The sequence below is a fragment of the Stenotrophomonas sp. NPDC078853 genome, from assembly GCF_044901215.1.
GTDB lineage: Bacteria > Pseudomonadota > Gammaproteobacteria > Xanthomonadales > Xanthomonadaceae > Stenotrophomonas > Stenotrophomonas lacuserhaii.
Map to the genome: position 1 here is coordinate 27,530 of NZ_JBJDOQ010000004.1, position 17,619 is coordinate 45,148.

The following is a 17,619-nucleotide window of genomic DNA, read 5'->3' on the forward strand; positions in this document are numbered from 1 at the left end:
GTGCCGGCGGCTTACTCTTCGGAGTCGTCCGCGCCACGCTTCAGCCGCACCACCGCGTCCGGGCGGGTGTTGAGGCTCAGGGGGTTGGACTGGCTTTCCAGCTCGATGCCCTTGTCCATGCGCAGCTTGGCCGTCTTGGTGTAGTACGGCAGGCCCTTGGTACGGACGGTTTCCAGGTAATCGGCCGGGGCGAAGCGCGTGATGAACATGTCCGGCACGCCCAGCGGGAACGCGATGGCTTCGCCTTCCGGGATGAACGGATTTTCGCCGATGCCGCCCGGCAGCTCCTCGAACGTCACGCCGGCGAAGGTGAAGCCCTGGCGCATGTCGTCCCGCAGGGCGGCGCCGTCCTGCCAGCGCGCGTAGGCGTCCTTCACCTGCTTGTGCTCGGTCAGGTCATCGAAGAAGCTGGCGCTGCAGAAGACGTGGATGCCACGGTGCGGCACCCCGCCCAGCTTGGCCTCGATCTGGCGCTTGATGGCCAGCACCTTCGCGCGCATACGCGTGTCTGCGACGCCCAGCTGCATTCCGATGACGGTCTGCTCCGCGCCGAACTCTTCGTAGAGATCGACGATGACGGAGTCATCGGAATCCAGAACCTGGCCGCGCAGGGCCCCGATGCGGTGGTACTCGATGGTGTAGTCCAGGTCGCGCTTGTGGATGGCCTGCAGGGCATTCACAACCGAGGCCACGTTGGTGCCCGTCGGGTCGTTGACCGGGTCATACACGCCCAGCAGCTGGTCGGCCATCACCGTGGAGCGCTGCGGCAGGTGGGTGGTCTCCAGCAGCTTGACCTTGCCACGGGCCAGACCCTTGGGCTGAGCCGGCGAGCCGCGCGGCACGTTCGGCACCAGCACCAGTTTGTCGCCGGCCAGTCCGACCTTGACGATTGTGGTGCCGACCAGGCCGTCTTCCTGGAACAGGTTCATGTCCGCGATCCGGGTGTGGATACGCGGCAGGTTGTTGATGTAGGCGTTGAGCTGATCGAAGGTCAGTACGCCCAGTGCGAGCAGAGTTGCCAGATCCATAGTGGGTGAGTCCTGTGGTAGATCGGGGGAATGAAAAAGGCCCCGACTGAGCGGGGCCTTGGTAAGCAAGCGGTGCGGCTGTTACGCGCCGCCAGCGGCGGCAATGGTGATGGTTTCGGTGATGGCTTCGCCCAGGCCAGCGGCGGTGACCTTCAGGGTGTAGTCGCCCGCAGCCGAGAACGTCACCGCGTCCCAGGTCACCACACCGTTGACGGCAGCCTTCGCCCCACCGCCGACGACGTTGCCCGGGCCGGTGGCTTTCGCCAGCGTCACGCTCGCCGCGCTGCCAGTGACCAGGCCGCCGAAGATGTCCTTGATCTTGGCCACCACCGGATCCACAACGACACCTGCCGTGCCGGCGGCCGGAGCGGAGGAGAACTTCAGATTGTCGGCAGTGTTGGATGCAGCCGGCTTCTTGGTCCACCGCACGATGATTCCGGACTCGGCCAGGCTCAGCGCACTGAGCAGTTTCTGGTCGTCGGTAGCATTGCCGTAGGAAAGCATCTCGCCGAACACCTCGGCGTCACGCACCACCGCAGTGCCCTTCGAGGGCATCTCCGTTCCGGGCTCACCGGTGTCCACCGCACCATAGAGGACCTTCACTGCCTCGGCGCCATCTTCCGCCGCGGTGTTGTCGGCCTTCAGCAGGGCCCCGGCCGGCAGCACGCCCTGGCCGGCCGGCAGCACGACCAGTTCGCGGCTCCGCTGGCCGCCTGCCTCCGAAAGCAGGAACTCGGCGTTGCGCACGCCTTTCAGGTTGATTTCCATGTTTCTTTACCTCGCTCGCATTTGATAGATGTGGTTGGGATCCAGCTGGGCCTTCGCCGGGTTGGCCTGTTTCGCGGCATCCGCCGCCGGCGTGGTGGTCACGATCTGGGTGCTCTCGCCCTCCGTGGCTTTCATGGACAGCAGCTGCGTGCGAACCGTCGCCAGATCGGTGTTCTCCTTGATGAAACCCGGCGCAAGCGAAGCACCGTCCCGCAATGCGGCCGCGCATGCGTCCTGCACCGCGACGGCGTATGCGAGCGCTTCCTCCGCTCCTTCCTCGCCTTTGACGCCGCGGCGAATCAGAGCGATTCCGATATCCGAGGGCAGGTCACTGTCGGCAACCGCGCTGGCCAATGCGGCCGCAGGGGATGCCGTCGTGGCAGCCGGCCCAGGGCCTGCTGCCGCAGCGTCACCCGGCGCAGCCCCCGGCTCTACGGTTGCAGCAGACGCCTCGACGTCGTCTGCCTCCGGATCACCAGGCGCCGCAGAACTCGGCGCTCCCTCAGCGCCGACATGTGCCAGCAGGTCGTGCCAGGTGCCAAGGCGCGTGGCGAAGCCCGCATCGACTGCCGCCTGCCCTTGGAAGCACGCGGCCTCGGTGGCACGCACCGCATCCGCATCAATGCTGAGGTTGCGGGCCACGGTGTCGACGAACATGCCGTAAAGCGCATCAATGTTGGCCTGTGCCGAGGCGCGTGCCTCGTCGCTCAGGGGCATGTGGGGGCTGAGGTCTACCTTGCGGGAACCGGCATAGATCGGCGTCGCTCGCAGCCCCATGCGTTCGTCGGCTGCGCTCCAGTCGTAGTGGTAGGCCACTACGCCGACCGAGCCTACGCCGCCGGTGCGGCTGATCCAGATCTCATCACAGGCCGTGGCCAGCGCGAAGCAGGCCGAATACGCGTTGTCGTCGACCAGTGCATAGATCGGCTTCTTACTGCGGGCGGCGTAGATGTGATCCACCAGGTCGAAGCAGCCCGCGGCCATTCCGCCGGGCGAATCGAGACGCAGGATGATGGTGCCTACCCGGTCGTCCTCGATCAGCTCGTCGAAAGTAGCGCGCAGAGCTGCGTAGCTCATCGGGCCGGCACCGCTGGGACCGGGCATCGGACGATTGACCAGCGCGCCGGATACGTTGATGACGCCTATCAGCGAGCGATCGGGCGCAACGGTGTCCCCGCCGTCAGGCAGCTCCAGACGCTCGGTGCGCATTTCGGTGTCAGCGCTGGTGACCTCGCCAGTCAGGTAGGCCCCGATGATGGCTTCGCCGTGGCCCTGATGCACCAGCAGCGGGCTGTTGAGCGCCACCGCCGCGAGCGACGACACGACCGGCGCGCGGCTGCCGCGGCCGAAGATACGGGCCAGAAGGCCGGGCTTACTGTTCATCGTCTTCCTCATTGGGGTCTGCGGCGCCGGCGGCGCCTTTGTCTTCCGCAGCGCCTTGCAGCGCGCCTGAGCCATTGGTACGGCGGGGGTCGCTGTCGTAAATCAGGCCCTTGTCATCGGTCCGCTGGTTATCGGCCTCGTTCTCTTCGTCCACCTGCTCAGGATCCTCGCCGGCCCCCAGGACCACCTTGGAGCGCGATTTGAAGCCAGCCCGCACAGCCTTCAGCTCTGCGCTCACGTCCTGCACAGGGTGGCTCCACGGCCAGCCTTCCGGCACCCACAGGGTCTCGGTCACTTCATCGCGCAGCTCGGCATACCCTGGCACCAGGAGCAGGCCTGACAGCACCGCCTGGTCGTAGAAGGCGTCGCGCACTCGCTGGCAGAACATCGGGATCATGTAGAGCCACTGGTCCTGCTCAATCACCCGCCTGAACTCGTTGAGGATCAGGCGCAGGGCACGATCGGAGACGTTGCGCAGGTCGCCGGTGAGCACTTCGTAGGGCACGTCCTGGCTCGCGCTGATCGCAAGCAGATGTCCACGCAGGAACTCCGCGTAGTCGGACCCGGCGCTGGGCGGATTGGCGAACTCAACCTTGTAGCCCGGCGGCAGCTCCTGCATCGTCGCCGGCTCGAGGCCGCCCAACGGCGTACCGTCGATATCATCACCTGTGGCCAAGTCACCCAGCGGCGTTGCCTCAGCGTCTTCTTGGGGCTCAGGCGTGGTGAAGAAGCCCGCGAACAGGTTGGCAATCGCCTGTCGTTCCAGCACCGCGTCATCGAGGCGGTCCAGGTTGAACATCCGCAGCAGCGCTGGCGCGGAAGTCGGCACACCCCGGATGGCACCAGCGCGGTTCGGCCGGTAAAGGTGCATGACCTGCTCGGCTGGCACGCGGACCAGTTCATTGCCGTTGATCGCGACATGGAAGTCGCCGGGGTGCTCGCGGTACATCCAGTACGCAACACGGCGACCGATGCGATCGAACTCGATGCCCTGGCGGATCGCGTTGCCGTTGCTGGCCACGCCGTAGTAATGCTGAGGGCACTGTTCCGACTCGATCAGCTGCACCTGCAGCGGAACGGGCAGCCCGTCCTCCGGACGACGGAACCGGATCCGCGCGAACACCTCGCCGGCCTCCTTCCACTCCCGCCAGGCCAAAGCTTGGAGCCCGGACCAGTCCAACACGCCGTCAGCGTCGGCGTATTTCCCCCAGCGCTTCCACAGGCCTGCGACTTGGGCCTTGTGGGCCTTCGTACCCCAAATGGCTTTGGCTTGGATGCCAGTCGCGATGCCGTTGGACACGCTCTTGTTGAGAGCGCTGACCATCCACGGATCGTTGCGTGCCAAGTGGCGCGCGCGCGCCAGCACGGTGGGCAGGCTGAGCAGCGCTGCGTTCGGCCCGAGCGACGCCGGCCGGAACATCCGCAGCCTTCGCCCCATGCCAGCAGCTCGGTAGGTGCTCTCATCGACCTCAGACATTGCCGCTGCCCGACTGGTAGAGGCGGATGGTGCGCCGCGCGCGCGGCCTGCCAGGTGCCTGCACCGCCATCTCGCCGCGCATTTGCCGCAGCGTGATGCGCATCTCCTTCAGGCTCTGATAGGTGACGGTGCGATCGGCGTACCGAACGGTCAAGATGCCGCTGGCGATCGCGCTTTCCAGCGCAACGATTTGCTCATTGGTGAATGCCATATCAGCGTCCCAGGTACTTGCTTCGAATAACGCGTCGGGTGCGCGTGCGCGCCGGCGGCGGCGCAACGTCGTCAGCCCTGACATCGGGGTTTTCGTCCCATTCCGCGGCCCATGCCGGCGGCGCCTTCCAGTCGATCGACGGGACCTTCAGCCAAAGCGCCAAGCCCTCGGCGTACACGCTCAAGTCGAAGGCTTCGTTGCGGCGTCCGGCGAGGTTCTTCCAGCCATTTGCTGTGCGCGTCTCTGCGGTCAGCTCTGCGTAGAAGGCCTCCGGCAGCCAGTCCGGGAAGTGGTAGAAGCCAGGGCCCGGCTCGGCCCGCTTTACGTTCGCGTCGACCGTGTCTTTCAGCCGATCAGCGTTCAGCAGCAGCTGCGGAACGTCGCCGGCGGAGCCGGACTTACGGTCCTTTCGCTTGCTGCTGTCGGGATACGTTTCTTTGAACAGCGCGGCGTCCCGCTTTGTGCCGCCCTTCACCAGTCGGACGCGCCCGTGCAACTGACGCTTTTTCAGCGACCGCCAGAACTCCAGTGCTCGCACCGACGTGCCGGACTTGCCACCCCAGTCGATGCCGACGGCGCGAATCGGCATGCTGCGACCGGTTTCATCGCCCAGGGGATAGCGCCTGGTGATGACCTTGTCGACCAACCGCTCCCAGTCCTCGAGGTACTTCGGAGGATCAAGCGGCAGGAAGCCGCCCGAACCGTCCGGACGTGCCGACGTGCGCAGGGTGAAGGAATCCACCACCCAACGCTCCAGCTGGCCCGATTCGTTCACGCCGAACCCCAGAACCAGCACCACGAACCGGTTGGCCTGGTTGTCCACGGTGGCGATGAGGAAGCGCACGCCGGGAGGCACGTAGCCTGACGGCCACGTCTCTGCTCGCTCCTTCATTTCGTTCGGATCGCTGGAGGACCTTGCCGCCATCGGCACGTAATTGATGGCGCCGTCGACGTTGTGCGTCGTCTTCAACGGCCGTTCTTCGCCCGTGCTGGCAAAGGTGCGCATCGCCTGCAGGTATCGCTCGATCAGCGACTCCCAGGACTGGTACGCCGCAGCAACGCCGCCCAGCCAGTAACTGGCAATGCGCGTCTCCAGCGGATCGCCGCTGATACTGCCGTCCGGATGAACGATCTGCCCCTCGCCGGCCCACACACCGGCCTGGTTCATGTCGTCCTTCCAGCGATGGTCCAAACCCACGCCGCAGCTCGGGCAGTGCAGCAGGGAGTAATGCCTGGCCATCTGCTGGATGTCGTCCACCAGCACGCGCTCGAGCAGCTCGTCCATCGGCGGCAGAGCGAACCCGTCGTAGCCGGGAGCCGCCATGAACCGCTCCCCGCACTCCGGGCAAGGCCAGTACCACCGCCGGCGATCGCCGCGCGCATAAAGCGCCGCGATACCGGCAGCGGGCGGGCCGTGGTGAGGGTGCGTTGGCTTCCAGGCACCGTCGGTGTAATCCGTGGCAGGGCTCGACTCGGCTACGACCATGCCCGCTGACATGAAGGTCTGCGTCCGCTTGAGCGCCAGGCCGAAGCATTCGTCGATTCCCAGGTCGCCGGTGTAGTTATCCACGTCCGTCATCAGCACGTCGTGGATGTCCTTGCCGGACAGCACCGAGATGGACGGCCATCCCATGCGCAGCGACATCCCTGACCGGAAGAACTTCAGCAGGATATTGTCGTCATGCGCGCGTGGACTGAGCCGCTTGCGAAGCTCTGGGCTCGCCGCGATGCCACGTGCGATACGGGTCTTGCTGTAGTCCTCCGCAGCGTCCTTGGACATCTGCACGACCATGGTGTCGGCCGGGTTGCAGGTGATCAGGTAGGCCAAGCGCGCATCGATGAGAGAGATCGTCTTGCCGGACCGCGCCGGCCCGACGAACACCACTGCTTCGTAGTGCCGGCTGCCCGTCATGTCCAGCGGCTGGACCATATAGGGCGACACCGAGGGATCCCACTTGCCTGCAGCGCCGCTGGCGTTGGCCACGTGCAGCGCTTTCGCGCCCTCGCTGACCTTGATGCGCCTGGGCGGCCTGATCATCTCCGCTACGCCGCCGCGCAGCTCACGCGCTGTCGCGTAGGTCATCGGTTATTGCCTCGAACATCGTCTGGCGCACGCCATCACAGGCGTCCTGGACCTTCACCACCTGTTCCGGGGTCAGCCCCGCCTTGCGCTCGAGAACGTCCGGGAGGGTGTCGAAGAACTGCACGACCTTTTTCACCAACTCGGCGTAGTCGGCCTCGACCTCGGCGGCAGGTACAAGCTGTCCGGTCGTGGTTTCGACCTTCAGCCGTTCGTTTTCAGATTGGTAGAACGCCCGGCGCTCCATCGGGGGCAAATCGCGCGGGTCGACGACGCCATCCGCGCCAACGACGCCTGGCACCTGCACCAAAGCGACGGCGGCGTCGGCCAAGCGGTAGACGTCGTGGCCAGCACGCTTGCCAAAGGGCGCAACGCCAGCGTCTCGCAGCCGCTTGGCGGCGGTTCGCCGGTCCATGCCGAACTCGTCCGCCAGGCGGGCGACTGACCAGCCTGGAGAGAAGTCACGAATGTCGGCCATGTCCTACTCGATGTACAGGTCGTCCTACCTAAAAAGTGCGCTTTCTCCCGGGGAAATCCGACAAAACGCGGGCCCTGTGGTGGAGCATCCTAGGGGCCGAAAAACGCTTAATTACCGGGGTCCGAATCCCCCCCGGTAGCGACAGGTGTCGTCAGGGGCCCCGCCCGTTCAGCTTTCTGTGGATACCCTGTGGGCAAAAGGTCGGTGCCATGTTCCACGAAGGCGTTCCACGCGTGGGCTGCGCTCGACGCAGATGTGGCGCGATCCGCCGCGACTACGGCCTGGCAGGCGCGGAGCTGGTCGTCTGCGTCTCGGCCGATTCGAACAACTCGGCCCGCAAACTCTTCTCGGCGCTGGGTGGCCGCATCACGTTCGAGGGTGCCGGCTGCGGTCTGGGACAGGAGGTCGGTGTGGCACGCGGCGAGGTCGTTGCGCAGGCGGAGAGTGCCATCGCGCAGGCCAGCCACAACAGCATCAGCGACGGCCGGGGCCGCAGCGCGGGCTTCTTCATGCTTTTCTCCGATGGTGGCCAGGGTATCGGCCTGCTTGTGTTCTTCGGCGCGGGCGCCCTGCTCAGCGGTCAAGTTCTGCTTGACCGCTGCGACCTCCTGCACGGCAACGGCTGCTTCAGCGCGATCACCACGCCAAGACCACCCCCCGATGAATCCAGCAGCGAAGATAACGAGAGCGATCAGGAATCGGTTCATCCAGGGATCTCCGGCGGGATGACGGCACCGAGGCCGCGAAGGGATGCTTCCAGAGACAGCACACGCAGCCTCAACTTGTGGGCGAGCTCCTGAGCCTCCATCCGCAACTTCATCTCTTCGGCGAGCTGCTGACCCAGCTTCAGCTGGCTTGCTTCCAGACCTTCAACGCGAGCCGTGAGGCCGGCGATGAGGGCAACACTCCCCTCTGATTCGGCCTTGTCCTGCTTGCGACTCAGCACTGCACCGATGAACTCGCGGGCAATCCAGAGCGCGGCTGCACCACCGGCGAGCCACCAAGGGGCTGTCGTCTCTTCCATCAGGGCACCACCTTGCGAGCGGTGCTGTCCACCGTGGCGCTCACCCGACTGAAATCAGCTGACGCGGCAGCCTTTGCTCGCTCCGCCAGGATCGGAAGCGCACGCGCATACCGCGCCCGGCGGTCGGCGGCGCCGGTCTGTCCGTTGTTGATACGCTGGGTGATCTCATCGAACCTGCCGGCGTCGGCCAGTTTGTTGAGGTTGTTCGCATCCCAGTACGCAGCAGCCGCCAAGGCGCCCCACTGCGGAACCTCAAGCAGCTCCGGGCTCACTTCGAAGTCTGGAACCGCCTTGACGCCCTTGGCGCGCAGCGTGTCGCGCATGCCAGCGTGGTTCGCCTTTCCGGTGTTCTGGATCGGCCCACGGCCGCGATGCTTCCAGCCATCGCCGCTCGACTCGGGCCCGTTACCCATCCGGTTGGCATAGGCATTGTTGGCGATCGCCTGCGGCTTCCGCTCCAGCGCGTGCGCGAGCTGGTTGGGTACTCGGGGGCGGGCATTCGGGTTCACCGCGTAACGGGTCGGCCAGGTGTCGGCCAGGCCTTGGGCGCCGTAGTTGAGGTTCTCCACCAGCTTCTTCAGGCTGGCCGACTCATGCCCGACTTGGGCAAGGAAGGCCGCCAACCGCTTCGGCGTGCTAATCCCATACAGGGCACACGCATCAGAGAGCGGCTTGGCCCATAGCTGTGCGGTAGCGGCACTGCAGCCGACCGCCTGCTGGATTGTCGAGGCGGTCAGGAGCATAGGAATTCCGAAAATGAAAAAGCCCCCGGAGACGTCCGGAGGCTTCTATGTCACAGTGCCTGAAACTTTAGGCTAGAGGTGTGCACCTGTCAAGTAGCTTCTCGAAACTTCCCTACGACCTTGTTCACGACTTCCTCGAAGTCAGTATAGAACTCGACTCGTTTTCTGCGAGTGCCTTCCGGGAAGGCGCGATTGAGGTAAGTGCCAAGTGTCCATCCGCGGAACTCGTCAGCAAAAAGCCCCGCAAGTACCTCATCGATCGTATGGGACTGCAATACTGCGATCAGGCACTCGAGCTCCTCGATACTACATATTAAGTAAGGCACTTGCTGAAGCAAGGTATCCGGCAGACCCGCAGAGACCAGCCTGTCCGCCACCAAGAGCCGCAATGTATCTGTTGCGATCGGGGAGAACAGATGCCAATCTTCCAATGTAACGACGAGGCTATAGATGTTCTTTCCTTGGTGCTCCAGCTCCCAAGCGCCGTCAAGCGCGTCACCAATGTTCTTATAATTCTGGAATATCGCTTTTGCCAGAACATCTACCTGGCTCGCTATCGCAGCCGTTGTTTCAGCAGTTTTTGCCGCTGCCGTGATTCTTTTTGTCTTGCACTCAATGAACAGATGCGAACCTTCATCAGACACCAGCCAGTCGACGCCATCCATCCGCCTCTTTCCGAGGAAATACACGGGGGGCTTCACGACGGCAAGTTGCTCGGGCGCGCACTTCAACACTCTGCCAACTAAGTCCTCAAATCCTGATCCATAAGCTTTTGAGAACTCTTCGGTATCTTCGACAATATCGTAGAAAACTCCCGCGTAGAGTCTTTGCTCCAGCAACGCGGGCATCGGGCAATAAACACGGTCCGGGTTCCGGACGTCCACGTTTATCAATGGCCTAAAATGAATCGCATTTCTTGTGTACTCCCAACAACTCCCGAGGTTCTGGCTGGCAATCAGACTTGACCTCAAAGTCGGATAACTCCCGATCAGACGGGAAAAGAACGCGCTTGAGGCAGAACGGCTAGAGCCGAGGACGGAAAAGTCGGTCGATGCATTCAAGCGAGGTCGTGACAAGAAGCCCGCTAGCACACCGAAAGCCAGAATGAAATACTCGTCCACCCCTATTCCCAAGCGTCTTTCAAATATTTTTGCGAGCGGCTCGAAACGATAAAGAGCGAGATACCTGCCGATCTTTTGCTTATCCAGCGGATTAGAGATATTGAACTGCTGATGAGCGCATCGGTGCATCGTGAGCATGAGAGCATCGCTCTCGCCTTCGTCGAAGACACTATTTCCGTAATTATTTATACAGTTGACGGCGTCTGCTAAATCGTCCCATCTTAAGAGACTTCTAGAGACGGCGCCGTAGCCGGCGTGCAACACCGTCTCCCTTAGCATTAGATCAAGCTGATGGGGAAAGAGATAACTCTTTAGATCTCGACTACCTCTGCCAGCAACGTCCTCGTAGCCATAAGGCAGTGGAATACCACGGGATATGTGCATTGACATGGCCCAGATATGTATGAGCGAATCCTCTAGGCTCAGAGTTCTAAAGACCGACTTCACATGACCGTAGTGTGGCAACGTCATCCGTGACTCCTTCGCAGTGAAGGCGCAAGCTTAAGCGGCCAAGGCCCTTCCCTCAAGATTGCCCCTGACTCTCTGGAAACCCAATTCCACAAGTGTCAGGTATTGCCGTGCTGACACTGATGCTTTACAGCAATTGGCCATAAGCAGCAGGGCGGTTTCAAAGCGCTCTACCTTCTTGCGGCCCTGCCCGCAGTAATACGCGCGCAGGGAGCACGCCATTGCGACGTTATCGCGGCTGATGGATGCCACTATGTCCTCTATCATCTGCGCACGGCTGTCCGACTCCAGCGGCTTGTACCCCTGCGCCCTGCCCGGCATGTCGCCCTTGTGCTCGATCAGAACCTGCAGCACGTTCTTCGAATGGTGGCCCAGATAGTCGAGGTCACGGTGCAGCGCGAACTCCCTACCCCAGTGCTCCAGCTCCGCCCTCACGTATGCCCCGAACGTATCAACCTGCATTGTCCTGCTCCCCTTGCTGCTGGGCTGCTGCTGGCAGCTCGCCCGTGATCCGCATCACCACCTGACCGCCCGGCCGGCGCTCTTCCTTGACGTCCGGGTGGCTCTTGAACCGCTTGTCGTCGATGCCCAGCGCCTGAGCGATCCCATCCCGGTAGGCCTTGCAGCGGCCGATCATGTTGTCGTCGTCCGGCAGCTTCTTCCCCGGCGCCTGGTAGCAGTCGATCCAGAGGTGCAGCCGGCCTTCGGGCAGCTGCACGTTTCGCCAGCCCGCGTTGAGCGCCAGGAGCAGCGCCGTCTGTCGTGCCAGCCGAGTGGCCTCCGCCTTGACGCGGTAGTGGACACGCGCGTTCGGCGACAGGTCCTTGCTCGGCCAGGGCAGCACCAGCTCCAGCGCGCGCTCAGTCATTGGCAGCTCCCGGCCGGGCGGCCAGCAGCGCCTTGTATCGATGGGCCCAGCCGCCCTCGCTGCACATCCATGCCGCGTACATCTCTTGAGTGGCCACCACAGGGACGGGCACAAGGCCGGGCGACAGCACAGGAGCGCGCCGATTCCAAGAGGCAGTGGCTGCTGGCCGAGCATCATCCATCAGCGGGATGTGTGGAGTTCCGTTGCAACCACAACCACCACACCCGACTGCGAACACTCGGTCGCCTTCACCGTCCAAGAACTCGACTATCCGAACATCGCTGCTGCCGCAAAACGGGCATGGGCTCAGGCCATCGCTGCTCATTCGGCCCCCAGTGCAGCGCGCGCTTCGGCGTATTTCTTGCGGAGCCCGGCGGCCGTGGCCGGATCCAGAAGGGTCAGCCGAGCCTCGTCACTGTTGTCGGCAATGTCGGCCAGCTTCACCTTCAGCGCGAGGGAATTCCGGCGGATGTTCCAGTAGTAGAACGCGTCGCCGCGTCCTGGCGACCGGGACAGATCCGCTACCGCTTCGGCGATGATCGGCGGGAACTTGGACACCAGGTGGGAATGCGCTGGGCAGTCCTCCAGCACGTCGTGCAGCCATGCCACCGCTTCGGCCTCGTCATCCCCCTCCACAGCCAGCGCCACCCGGGCCACGTGCTCGATATAGGGCCGGCCGGCCTTGTCGACCTGGCCCGCGTGGGCTGCATGGGCGACACGCCACGCCTCGTTGACGATCGGGCAGATGCTCATGCTGCCTGCTCCATCTGCTCCCAGTGGGTCGTCAGGCGCTGTACCTTGCCTCCGCGCGCCCGGAACTGCTCCACCGTTTCCGCGACCGGCCGAGCCGTGGGCGCTGCCATCGGCGGCTTCGGCACCATCGCAGCGCGCGAGTCCACCCGGGCCGTGCGATTGCTTTTCTTCGCCGCCAGGGTGCCCGCAGCCTTCCGCTCTTCGTAGCGGCGCCGCTCACGCTCGCGGCGGTTGGCGGCCGCCGCGTCCTTTCCTACATGCTGCTTGGTCATGGGCTGCCCGGTGGTCCGGAACGTGGCCCCTGCCCGCTCGCCATGCTTGGCCAGATATCCGCACCCGACCAGGTAGCGCAGCGTCTGAAGAATGCGCGCGCGCAGGTCCATCTGAAGCACGCCGTCGGCGCCGAGCGCCTGATACAGCTCCGAGTGGGTAAAGGCATGGTCCGGGCGAGCGAGGAATGCCTGCCGCACCTCCTCCGCTACAGATTGGATCTGGTCGCTCATGCGACGCTCCTCAGTTCGTTGATATAGGTCTGCTGGGCGATCAGGTCGTCGTCCGAGCCGTAGGTCTCGTGAAAGGTCCGCGAGCCGTCCATCAGGCTCGGGCCGTAGATCTCGCGCATCCGGGCGAAGCTCTTGCCTTCCATCGGCACGCGCATGTGGTGCCATTTGCACAGAGCGAAGCCGAAAGCATGGCCGCGGCGGATGTTCCCGCTCTTGGTGTGGTTGTAGTCGCAGCCGTAGACCACCTGCCACGCTGCCAGCAGGTGCTGCTCGACCAGCGCCAGGCAGGCCATGCACGGGCCGACCTTGGCCAACTCGATCCGGGCGCCCTCTTCCTTCGTCGCTGGCGGAGCCTTGGACCACATCAGCGCTCGTTCCGCTGGGTTTGCACAGCGCGCGTGGGCACGCCATCCGGAATGGGACCGGCGTAACCCGTGATGGGCACCTGGCGCACGCCATCGCGCCAAACCGTTTGCCCGCGCGATGCGTACAGCACCAGCGGCTTCACCCCGTAGCCGAAGCCGAGATACCAGCTGGGCACGGAGACCGGCTCCGCGATGGGGTGTATCTCCAGCTCGACACGGGACGGCATCCTGCTCATGCGGCGGCCTTGGCGCTCGGCGCGCCGAGCAGCTCCGCCAACTCGGCCAGTCGTGCGCGCGTGCGGGCATTGGCTTCCGGCGATGCCTCGACGCGGCCGGCCAGCAGCGCGACCGGATTGAATGCTGGCGTGGCCGGCGGCAGCGCCAGGTGCTCGGCGACCTGCTCGTGGGCCAGCTGGCCGGCGGCCACCGCACGCTGCAGCACCGCGTCGCGGCCGGAGGCGTCGAAGCCGATCGATGCGTGGTGCACGGCCAGCTGGCCCGCAGCGCGCGCGTCCTTCGTCAGGCGGGTGTAGACCTCGAGGAACGCCTGGCGGGCGGCGATCTTATCGCCGGCCTCGATCAGCGGCAGCGCCGCAGTCCAGCTATCACGCGTCTGCTCGGTCCACACCACCGTGGCCGCCTCATCGGCTGCGCGGATGGCGTTGGCCCAAGCTTCGTTCGGCGCCGGATGGCCGTCGTCGATGCGCTCAAGGATCGCGGCCAGCGACAGGCGCCCCTTCAGCTCTCGGCGGCACGCGGCCAGTGCCTTCTCCAGCGCCGGCAGCGGATAGCCGGCCAGGTCGTTGACGATGAACGCCGCGGCAGTCGGGCGCAGCTGGTCGCCGATGACCTCGGCCGTGGCCACCAGCAGCTCCACCAGCCTGTCCTGTTCGTGATCAGCCAGCATTGCGTGTCCTCCCCTGCGCCAGGATCGCCTTGGCCTCTTCCGCGGCGCTCAGGTTCGACTGGGTCTGGTCCGCCTGCTGCGCGCTGGTGGCGGTCATCTGCCGGCCGGTCGCCCACTGGGTGCGGTATGCCTCACAGCGCGCGAGCAGCAGGCCGAGGTCGTGCATGCCCTGGACCACCATTCGCTCGTTGACCCGCAGGAACCAGCCGGCCACCTGCGGAGCCTCCACCACGCCTAGGCGCTTCACCAGCTGCTTCACGTTGGCGTTGACCTTGGCGTTGCGCACCGGCATTGCGCCGTGGCGTTCGCGGTAGGCCATGGCGTAAGCCGTCCAAGCTGCCCGGCATGCCGCCTGCAGCTCGGTCTCCGATTCGACCACCGGCGGCGCGTCCGGCAGGACCGCCGGAAATGACGGTTCATCTGATGGTTCAATGATGGTTATATGACGGTTAGGCGGCACGGGGCGCACCTCCAGACCTGCGCCCCGTGCCGGACCCCCTGCAGCGGGCGCACCCCCTACTGCATCGGGCGCACCCCCTGCATCTGATGCACCCCCTGCGCCCGGTGCAGTACCCGGCTTCGCAGCCTTTCGCTTTGCCTTGGTGCCCACCGCCGACGCATCGAACTTGGCCGGCGTCACCGAGTACACGTTGCTGCTGTTGAATCGACGCTCACGGCTCAGCAGGCCCACAGCCTCCAGATGGTCCATCGCCGTGCGCACCGCGCGCTCGGACATGCAACAGCGCTTGGCAATGGTGCCGATGGCCGGCCAGCAGACCCCGTCATCGTTCGCCTGATCGGCCAGCGAGATGAGCACTGCTTTCTGGGTGACGCTCAGCTGCTGGAGCGGCCAGCACTGGGACATGATGATCGTGGACATTGCTTAGACCGCCAGGGTGAAGTTGTCGCCTTGGGCCACTGGCCACCAGGTGCAGACGGTGATGTTGCTGATCGGGCACAGAGCCTTGGCGCCACGGAATGCGCGGCCTTCCTTGGCGAGATCCGGAAGGCGACGGGCGAGCATGTAGCGGTCCATCCCAGTGACGCGCGCCAACTGCATGCTTGTCATGCCCGGATAGCGCTGCACGGCGGCAGCAGTCAGGTCCTTTTGCGCCGCGTGGGCGCCGCTCCGGACGATGCGATCCGCAGCCGCGTGGCTGCCGCTGGAATCGGTGTTACGGGCAAGCTGGGCGCTCATGGCATGTCCCTCGCTGCGGCGGCAGATGCGTGCTGCGACAGCTGGGCGAAGATCGCCTGCAGCGTCGTGCAGTGGTGCGCGATCGCCGCAGCCTCGTTGGGCGTGATGCGGTGATCCTTCATGGCTTCAGCGATGACTTCAGCCAGATCGCCCTTGGCGCCGCTGGCGGCCAGAAGCGAGCCGATCAGGCTGCCGCTCTCCGGCACCTCAGTGCGGGCCAGCGTGTAGCCGTGCTGCGACGCCAGGGCGTGCAGAATGCTGTCGTTGCCGGTTACACCCATCACCTCGCTGGCTTCCGCCAAGGTCAGGTGGTGCGTCGTGTTGTTCGGGTTGACCTTGTTCCGGAGCACCGCGGCCGACATGCCGATGCGCAGGGCAAGCGTTTCGCTACCGCCCGGATAGGCGTGGACGGTCTTGTGGGCGGCATCTGCGATGTTCATTGGGCGGTCTCGTGAACGTGGATTCGGGCACTACTGGGACGCAACATGTGCGTCATGGACATCAACAACTCATGGACGAAAGGTGCCGCCCCCCTTGCGCTACGCTGCAGGCACCACACGAACAGCCCGCAAGGAGGGCGACATGACGCTGCGAAAGAAGTACTTGGTGATCTTGGATCTGGCGCACCCCAACCCGGAGCAGGCCAAGGCACTGAAAACGGACCTGGAGACGTACTCGCTCAAGCCGCCGATGCTGGTGTTTGCCGCGTCGAATCGGCTCGGGTACTTCATCGAGACGACCCGCGAGATGCGCGAGATGACGTTCGACGGGAATCTGCTGAGTGGCGATTCGCACCTGCTGGTACAGCTTGGGCTCTACAGCGCAGTGGACGGATTCGCACTGCGCGAGCTGCACGCCTGGCTGTAACGGCGGCGGGGCCGAATGCTGCCCAATTCCGGTCCTGTACAACGTGGAACGGCCAACCAATTAGCCAGCCTGCGATGCCCAACGGCAGCAGCATCCACTCCAGCGCGCGCATTTCAGGCCACCTCCAGGGTGACGATTCGACCAGCGTCCGGATCCTGCGGGCGGTGCTGCTGGGCCGGTTGTTCCTCATGGCCCAGCAGCTTCATCACCTGCGGCAGCGCCGGAATGATGTCCGTCTCGCCCCACCCTTCCACCTGCTCCAGCGGCAGGCCCAGCACCTTCGCCAAGTGCGCGTCCGTCCGGAAACCGAACTTCTGCCGCAGCGCGCGCTTGCTTATCCGGCTGTCGACCAGCTGGCGGATTTGAGCGACGGGCGGCGCGGACATGGTGGCGCCATTGCCGACGCGCTCGGAATGCAGCTTGAGCAACGCGAAGGCCGCCGCAGCGCGCGGTGACTGAGACCGGCCACTGGCCAGATCGCCGATCGTTGACGCTGCACAACCCACCGCTTCGCCGATCAGGGCATACGTCATGCCTTTGATCTGCAGCTCGGAAATCACTTCAGCCCAGGATTTGTCCATGTCGAGCAGCCTACGGTATTCCGTAACACGCAGTCAACGGCATTCCGTTACGGAGTTCCGTTCAAATATGAACATGGATACGATTGGCTCCCGCATACGCGCCGAACGAGAGGCGCAAGAGATCTCACGCAACGAACTGGCGAAAGCCGCCGGCATTGCGGCGACCACCTTGTCCAATCTGGAACTGGGGCTATCCAAGTCCAGCACCGCGCTGCACAAGATTGCGCGCCGCCTCGGCGTGCATGTGGATTGGCTTGAGACCGGCAAAGGCAAGAAGCGAGTCACAGCAGACGCTGTCGCATCCGTCGCGGAGATTGAGACACGGCCGGGCTATGTTCGCTTCGACGTTTTCGAAGGGGGTGCCGGCATGGGGATTGGTGTGGTCAACGATGACTACCCTGAAGTGGTCCAGACAATCGAGGTTGCGGAATGGGAGGTCCGGCGCAAGCTGGGCTATCTGCCCCGCCCTGGCCGCATCCAGCTGATCACCGGACGCGGCCCTTCAATGCGTCCGAAGCTCGAGGATGGCGACATCATCTGGATCGATACCAGCGTCGACTACTTCGACGGCGACGACTACTACCTGATAAACGTCGGTGGCGAAACGCAAATCAAGATGCTGCAGAAGCGCGGCGATGGCTTGTGGGTGGTCAGTGTCAACACCGATTTTCCCGCATACCGGCCGGACGCCGACGAGGTGACAATTCTCGGGAAGGCGTTGATCCACGCCGGTCTGAGGAAGTTCTGAAGGCACCGTCACTAGATAAGAAAAGCCCCGCTTTCACGGGGCTTCATC

Annotated in this window: 25 protein-coding genes; 2 read left to right on the top strand and 23 right to left on the bottom strand. The window is 64.3% G+C overall.

Annotated features, from left to right (window positions below; genetic code table 11):
- Positions 1–11: 11 nt before the first annotated feature.
- The 22 genes from ACI2JH_RS05545 to ACI2JH_RS05650 all read right to left on the bottom strand — a co-directional run bounded on the left by ACI2JH_RS05545 (position 12) and on the right by ACI2JH_RS05650 (position 15,815).
- The gene (locus tag ACI2JH_RS05545; RefSeq protein ID WP_404735643.1) at positions 12–1,028 is read right to left on the bottom strand and encodes a major capsid protein; all 1,017 of its coding nucleotides are present in this window, start codon (positions 1,026–1,028) and stop codon (positions 12–14) included.
- A gap of 81 nt (positions 1,029–1,109) precedes the next feature.
- On the bottom strand, positions 1,110–1,796 hold the full coding sequence (locus ACI2JH_RS05550) for a head decoration protein (RefSeq protein ID WP_404735644.1): 687 nt from the start codon (positions 1,794–1,796) through the stop codon (positions 1,110–1,112).
- A 6-nt stretch (positions 1,797–1,802) separates the two neighbouring features.
- On the bottom strand, positions 1,803–3,179 hold the full coding sequence (locus tag ACI2JH_RS05555) for a S49 family peptidase (RefSeq protein WP_404735645.1): 1,377 nt from the start codon (positions 3,177–3,179) through the stop codon (positions 1,803–1,805).
- Positions 3,169–4,656 (bottom strand): phage portal protein, encoded by a 1,488-nt coding sequence (locus ACI2JH_RS05560; protein ID WP_404735646.1) that lies wholly within the window; start codon positions 4,654–4,656, stop codon positions 3,169–3,171. The genes ACI2JH_RS05555 and ACI2JH_RS05560 overlap by 11 nt, the downstream gene beginning before the upstream one ends.
- Positions 4,649–4,867 (bottom strand): phage head-tail joining protein, encoded by a 219-nt coding sequence (locus ACI2JH_RS05565; protein WP_404735647.1) that lies wholly within the window; start codon positions 4,865–4,867, stop codon positions 4,649–4,651. Before ACI2JH_RS05565 ends, ACI2JH_RS05560 begins: the two co-directional genes overlap by 8 nt.
- 1 nt (position 4,868) lies before the next feature.
- Entirely contained in the window at positions 4,869–6,950 is a 2,082-nt protein-coding gene (locus tag ACI2JH_RS05570) for a phage terminase large subunit family protein (RefSeq protein WP_404735648.1), read from the bottom strand.
- A complete protein-coding gene (locus tag ACI2JH_RS05575) occupies positions 6,928–7,425 on the bottom strand; it encodes a DUF1441 family protein (RefSeq protein WP_019182745.1) in 498 nt (165 codons plus the stop codon). Before ACI2JH_RS05575 ends, ACI2JH_RS05570 begins: the two co-directional genes overlap by 23 nt.
- 107 nt (positions 7,426–7,532) lie before the next feature.
- On the bottom strand, positions 7,533–8,132 hold the full coding sequence (locus tag ACI2JH_RS05580; RefSeq protein WP_404735649.1) for a hypothetical protein: 600 nt from the start codon (positions 8,130–8,132) through the stop codon (positions 7,533–7,535).
- The gene (locus ACI2JH_RS05585; RefSeq protein ID WP_101098462.1) at positions 8,129–8,449 is read right to left on the bottom strand and encodes a hypothetical protein; all 321 of its coding nucleotides are present in this window, start codon (positions 8,447–8,449) and stop codon (positions 8,129–8,131) included. The genes ACI2JH_RS05580 and ACI2JH_RS05585 overlap by 4 nt, the downstream gene beginning before the upstream one ends.
- Entirely contained in the window at positions 8,449–9,192 is a 744-nt protein-coding gene (locus ACI2JH_RS05590) for a glycoside hydrolase family 19 protein (RefSeq protein ID WP_404735650.1), read from the bottom strand. The genes ACI2JH_RS05585 and ACI2JH_RS05590 overlap by 1 nt, the downstream gene beginning before the upstream one ends.
- 89 nt (positions 9,193–9,281) lie before the next feature.
- Positions 9,282–10,784: a hypothetical protein gene (locus tag ACI2JH_RS05595; RefSeq protein ID WP_404735651.1), complete on the bottom strand. Its 1,503-nt coding sequence runs from the start codon at positions 10,782–10,784 to the stop codon at positions 9,282–9,284.
- A 30-nt stretch (positions 10,785–10,814) separates the two neighbouring features.
- Positions 10,815–11,243 carry a hypothetical protein gene (locus ACI2JH_RS05600; protein WP_404735652.1) on the bottom strand — a complete coding sequence of 143 codons (429 nt, stop codon included), beginning with the start codon at positions 11,241–11,243 and terminating at the stop codon, positions 10,815–10,817.
- Positions 11,233–11,649 (bottom strand): hypothetical protein, encoded by a 417-nt coding sequence (locus ACI2JH_RS05605; RefSeq protein ID WP_404735653.1) that lies wholly within the window; start codon positions 11,647–11,649, stop codon positions 11,233–11,235. Before ACI2JH_RS05605 ends, ACI2JH_RS05600 begins: the two co-directional genes overlap by 11 nt.
- A complete protein-coding gene (locus tag ACI2JH_RS05610; RefSeq protein ID WP_404735654.1) occupies positions 11,642–11,974 on the bottom strand; it encodes a Lar family restriction alleviation protein in 333 nt (110 codons plus the stop codon). The genes ACI2JH_RS05605 and ACI2JH_RS05610 overlap by 8 nt, the downstream gene beginning before the upstream one ends.
- Positions 11,971–12,402 carry an HD domain-containing protein gene (locus tag ACI2JH_RS05615; protein WP_404735655.1) on the bottom strand — a complete coding sequence of 144 codons (432 nt, stop codon included), beginning with the start codon at positions 12,400–12,402 and terminating at the stop codon, positions 11,971–11,973. Before ACI2JH_RS05615 ends, ACI2JH_RS05610 begins: the two co-directional genes overlap by 4 nt.
- Positions 12,399–12,905, bottom strand: coding sequence for a hypothetical protein (locus tag ACI2JH_RS05620; RefSeq protein ID WP_349998120.1), 507 nt, complete (start codon positions 12,903–12,905; stop codon positions 12,399–12,401). Before ACI2JH_RS05620 ends, ACI2JH_RS05615 begins: the two co-directional genes overlap by 4 nt.
- Complete coding sequence (locus ACI2JH_RS05625; protein WP_349998119.1) at positions 12,902–13,270, bottom strand: Ref family recombination enhancement nuclease; 369 nt, start codon at positions 13,268–13,270, stop codon at positions 12,902–12,904. The genes ACI2JH_RS05620 and ACI2JH_RS05625 overlap by 4 nt, the downstream gene beginning before the upstream one ends.
- Positions 13,270–13,506, bottom strand: coding sequence for a hypothetical protein (locus ACI2JH_RS05630; protein ID WP_404735656.1), 237 nt, complete (start codon positions 13,504–13,506; stop codon positions 13,270–13,272). The genes ACI2JH_RS05625 and ACI2JH_RS05630 overlap by 1 nt, the downstream gene beginning before the upstream one ends.
- Complete coding sequence (locus ACI2JH_RS05635; protein ID WP_404735657.1) at positions 13,503–14,177, bottom strand: hypothetical protein; 675 nt, start codon at positions 14,175–14,177, stop codon at positions 13,503–13,505. The genes ACI2JH_RS05630 and ACI2JH_RS05635 overlap by 4 nt, the downstream gene beginning before the upstream one ends.
- Complete coding sequence (locus ACI2JH_RS05640) at positions 14,167–15,057, bottom strand: helix-turn-helix domain-containing protein (protein ID WP_404735658.1); 891 nt, start codon at positions 15,055–15,057, stop codon at positions 14,167–14,169. Before ACI2JH_RS05640 ends, ACI2JH_RS05635 begins: the two co-directional genes overlap by 11 nt.
- A 3-nt stretch (positions 15,058–15,060) precedes the next feature.
- Positions 15,061–15,375 (bottom strand): winged helix-turn-helix domain-containing protein, encoded by a 315-nt coding sequence (locus ACI2JH_RS05645; protein WP_404735659.1) that lies wholly within the window; start codon positions 15,373–15,375, stop codon positions 15,061–15,063.
- The gene (locus ACI2JH_RS05650) at positions 15,372–15,815 is read right to left on the bottom strand and encodes a phage regulatory CII family protein (RefSeq protein WP_404735660.1); all 444 of its coding nucleotides are present in this window, start codon (positions 15,813–15,815) and stop codon (positions 15,372–15,374) included. Before ACI2JH_RS05650 ends, ACI2JH_RS05645 begins: the two co-directional genes overlap by 4 nt.
- A gap of 142 nt (positions 15,816–15,957) precedes the next feature.
- On the opposite strand from ACI2JH_RS05650, the gene ACI2JH_RS05655 reads away from it, so the two are divergent.
- On the top strand, positions 15,958–16,242 hold the full coding sequence (locus ACI2JH_RS05655; protein ID WP_101098447.1) for a hypothetical protein: 285 nt from the start codon (positions 15,958–15,960) through the stop codon (positions 16,240–16,242).
- Between the two features lie 113 nt (positions 16,243–16,355).
- Here ACI2JH_RS05655 and ACI2JH_RS05660 read toward each other — a convergent pair whose 3' ends face one another.
- A complete protein-coding gene (locus ACI2JH_RS05660) occupies positions 16,356–16,823 on the bottom strand; it encodes a hypothetical protein (protein WP_404735661.1) in 468 nt (155 codons plus the stop codon).
- 67 nt (positions 16,824–16,890) lie between these two features.
- Between ACI2JH_RS05660 and ACI2JH_RS05665 the strand changes: the two genes are divergently transcribed.
- Positions 16,891–17,571, top strand: a complete 681-nt coding sequence (locus ACI2JH_RS05665; RefSeq protein WP_404735662.1) for an XRE family transcriptional regulator — start codon at positions 16,891–16,893, stop codon at positions 17,569–17,571.
- The last annotated feature ends 48 nt before the right edge of the window (positions 17,572–17,619 follow it).

Excerpts from the sequence above, each read along its gene's own strand:
- ACI2JH_RS05545 (WP_404735643.1), bottom strand. The coding sequence starts at position 1,028 with ATGGATCTGGCAACTCTGCTCGCACTGGGCGTACTGACCTTCGATCAG.
- ACI2JH_RS05550 (WP_404735644.1), bottom strand. The coding sequence starts at position 1,796 with ATGGAAATCAACCTGAAAGGCGTGCGCAACGCCGAGTTCCTGCTTTCG.
- ACI2JH_RS05555 (WP_404735645.1), bottom strand. The coding sequence starts at position 3,179 with ATGAACAGTAAGCCCGGCCTTCTGGCCCGTATCTTCGGCCGCGGCAGC.
- ACI2JH_RS05560 (WP_404735646.1), bottom strand. The coding sequence starts at position 4,656 with ATGTCTGAGGTCGATGAGAGCACCTACCGAGCTGCTGGCATGGGGCGA.
- ACI2JH_RS05565 (WP_404735647.1), bottom strand. The coding sequence starts at position 4,867 with ATGGCATTCACCAATGAGCAAATCGTTGCGCTGGAAAGCGCGATCGCC.
- ACI2JH_RS05570 (WP_404735648.1), bottom strand. The coding sequence starts at position 6,950 with ATGACCTACGCGACAGCGCGTGAGCTGCGCGGCGGCGTAGCGGAGATG.
- ACI2JH_RS05575 (WP_019182745.1), bottom strand. The coding sequence starts at position 7,425 with ATGGCCGACATTCGTGACTTCTCTCCAGGCTGGTCAGTCGCCCGCCTG.
- ACI2JH_RS05580 (WP_404735649.1), bottom strand. The coding sequence starts at position 8,132 with ATGAACCGATTCCTGATCGCTCTCGTTATCTTCGCTGCTGGATTCATC.
- ACI2JH_RS05585 (WP_101098462.1), bottom strand. The coding sequence starts at position 8,449 with ATGGAAGAGACGACAGCCCCTTGGTGGCTCGCCGGTGGTGCAGCCGCG.
- ACI2JH_RS05590 (WP_404735650.1), bottom strand. The coding sequence starts at position 9,192 with ATGCTCCTGACCGCCTCGACAATCCAGCAGGCGGTCGGCTGCAGTGCC.
- ACI2JH_RS05595 (WP_404735651.1), bottom strand. The coding sequence starts at position 10,784 with ATGACGTTGCCACACTACGGTCATGTGAAGTCGGTCTTTAGAACTCTG.
- ACI2JH_RS05600 (WP_404735652.1), bottom strand. The coding sequence starts at position 11,243 with ATGCAGGTTGATACGTTCGGGGCATACGTGAGGGCGGAGCTGGAGCAC.
- ACI2JH_RS05605 (WP_404735653.1), bottom strand. The coding sequence starts at position 11,649 with ATGACTGAGCGCGCGCTGGAGCTGGTGCTGCCCTGGCCGAGCAAGGAC.
- ACI2JH_RS05610 (WP_404735654.1), bottom strand. The coding sequence starts at position 11,974 with ATGAGCAGCGATGGCCTGAGCCCATGCCCGTTTTGCGGCAGCAGCGAT.
- ACI2JH_RS05615 (WP_404735655.1), bottom strand. The coding sequence starts at position 12,402 with ATGAGCATCTGCCCGATCGTCAACGAGGCGTGGCGTGTCGCCCATGCA.
- ACI2JH_RS05620 (WP_349998120.1), bottom strand. The coding sequence starts at position 12,905 with ATGAGCGACCAGATCCAATCTGTAGCGGAGGAGGTGCGGCAGGCATTC.
- ACI2JH_RS05625 (WP_349998119.1), bottom strand. The coding sequence starts at position 13,270 with ATGTGGTCCAAGGCTCCGCCAGCGACGAAGGAAGAGGGCGCCCGGATC.
- ACI2JH_RS05630 (WP_404735656.1), bottom strand. The coding sequence starts at position 13,506 with ATGAGCAGGATGCCGTCCCGTGTCGAGCTGGAGATACACCCCATCGCG.
- ACI2JH_RS05635 (WP_404735657.1), bottom strand. The coding sequence starts at position 14,177 with ATGCTGGCTGATCACGAACAGGACAGGCTGGTGGAGCTGCTGGTGGCC.
- ACI2JH_RS05640 (WP_404735658.1), bottom strand. The coding sequence starts at position 15,057 with ATGTCCACGATCATCATGTCCCAGTGCTGGCCGCTCCAGCAGCTGAGC.
- ACI2JH_RS05645 (WP_404735659.1), bottom strand. The coding sequence starts at position 15,375 with ATGAGCGCCCAGCTTGCCCGTAACACCGATTCCAGCGGCAGCCACGCG.
- ACI2JH_RS05650 (WP_404735660.1), bottom strand. The coding sequence starts at position 15,815 with ATGAACATCGCAGATGCCGCCCACAAGACCGTCCACGCCTATCCGGGC.
- ACI2JH_RS05655 (WP_101098447.1), top strand. The coding sequence starts at position 15,958 with ATGACGCTGCGAAAGAAGTACTTGGTGATCTTGGATCTGGCGCACCCC.
- ACI2JH_RS05660 (WP_404735661.1), bottom strand. The coding sequence starts at position 16,823 with ATGGACAAATCCTGGGCTGAAGTGATTTCCGAGCTGCAGATCAAAGGC.
- ACI2JH_RS05665 (WP_404735662.1), top strand. The coding sequence starts at position 16,891 with ATGAACATGGATACGATTGGCTCCCGCATACGCGCCGAACGAGAGGCG.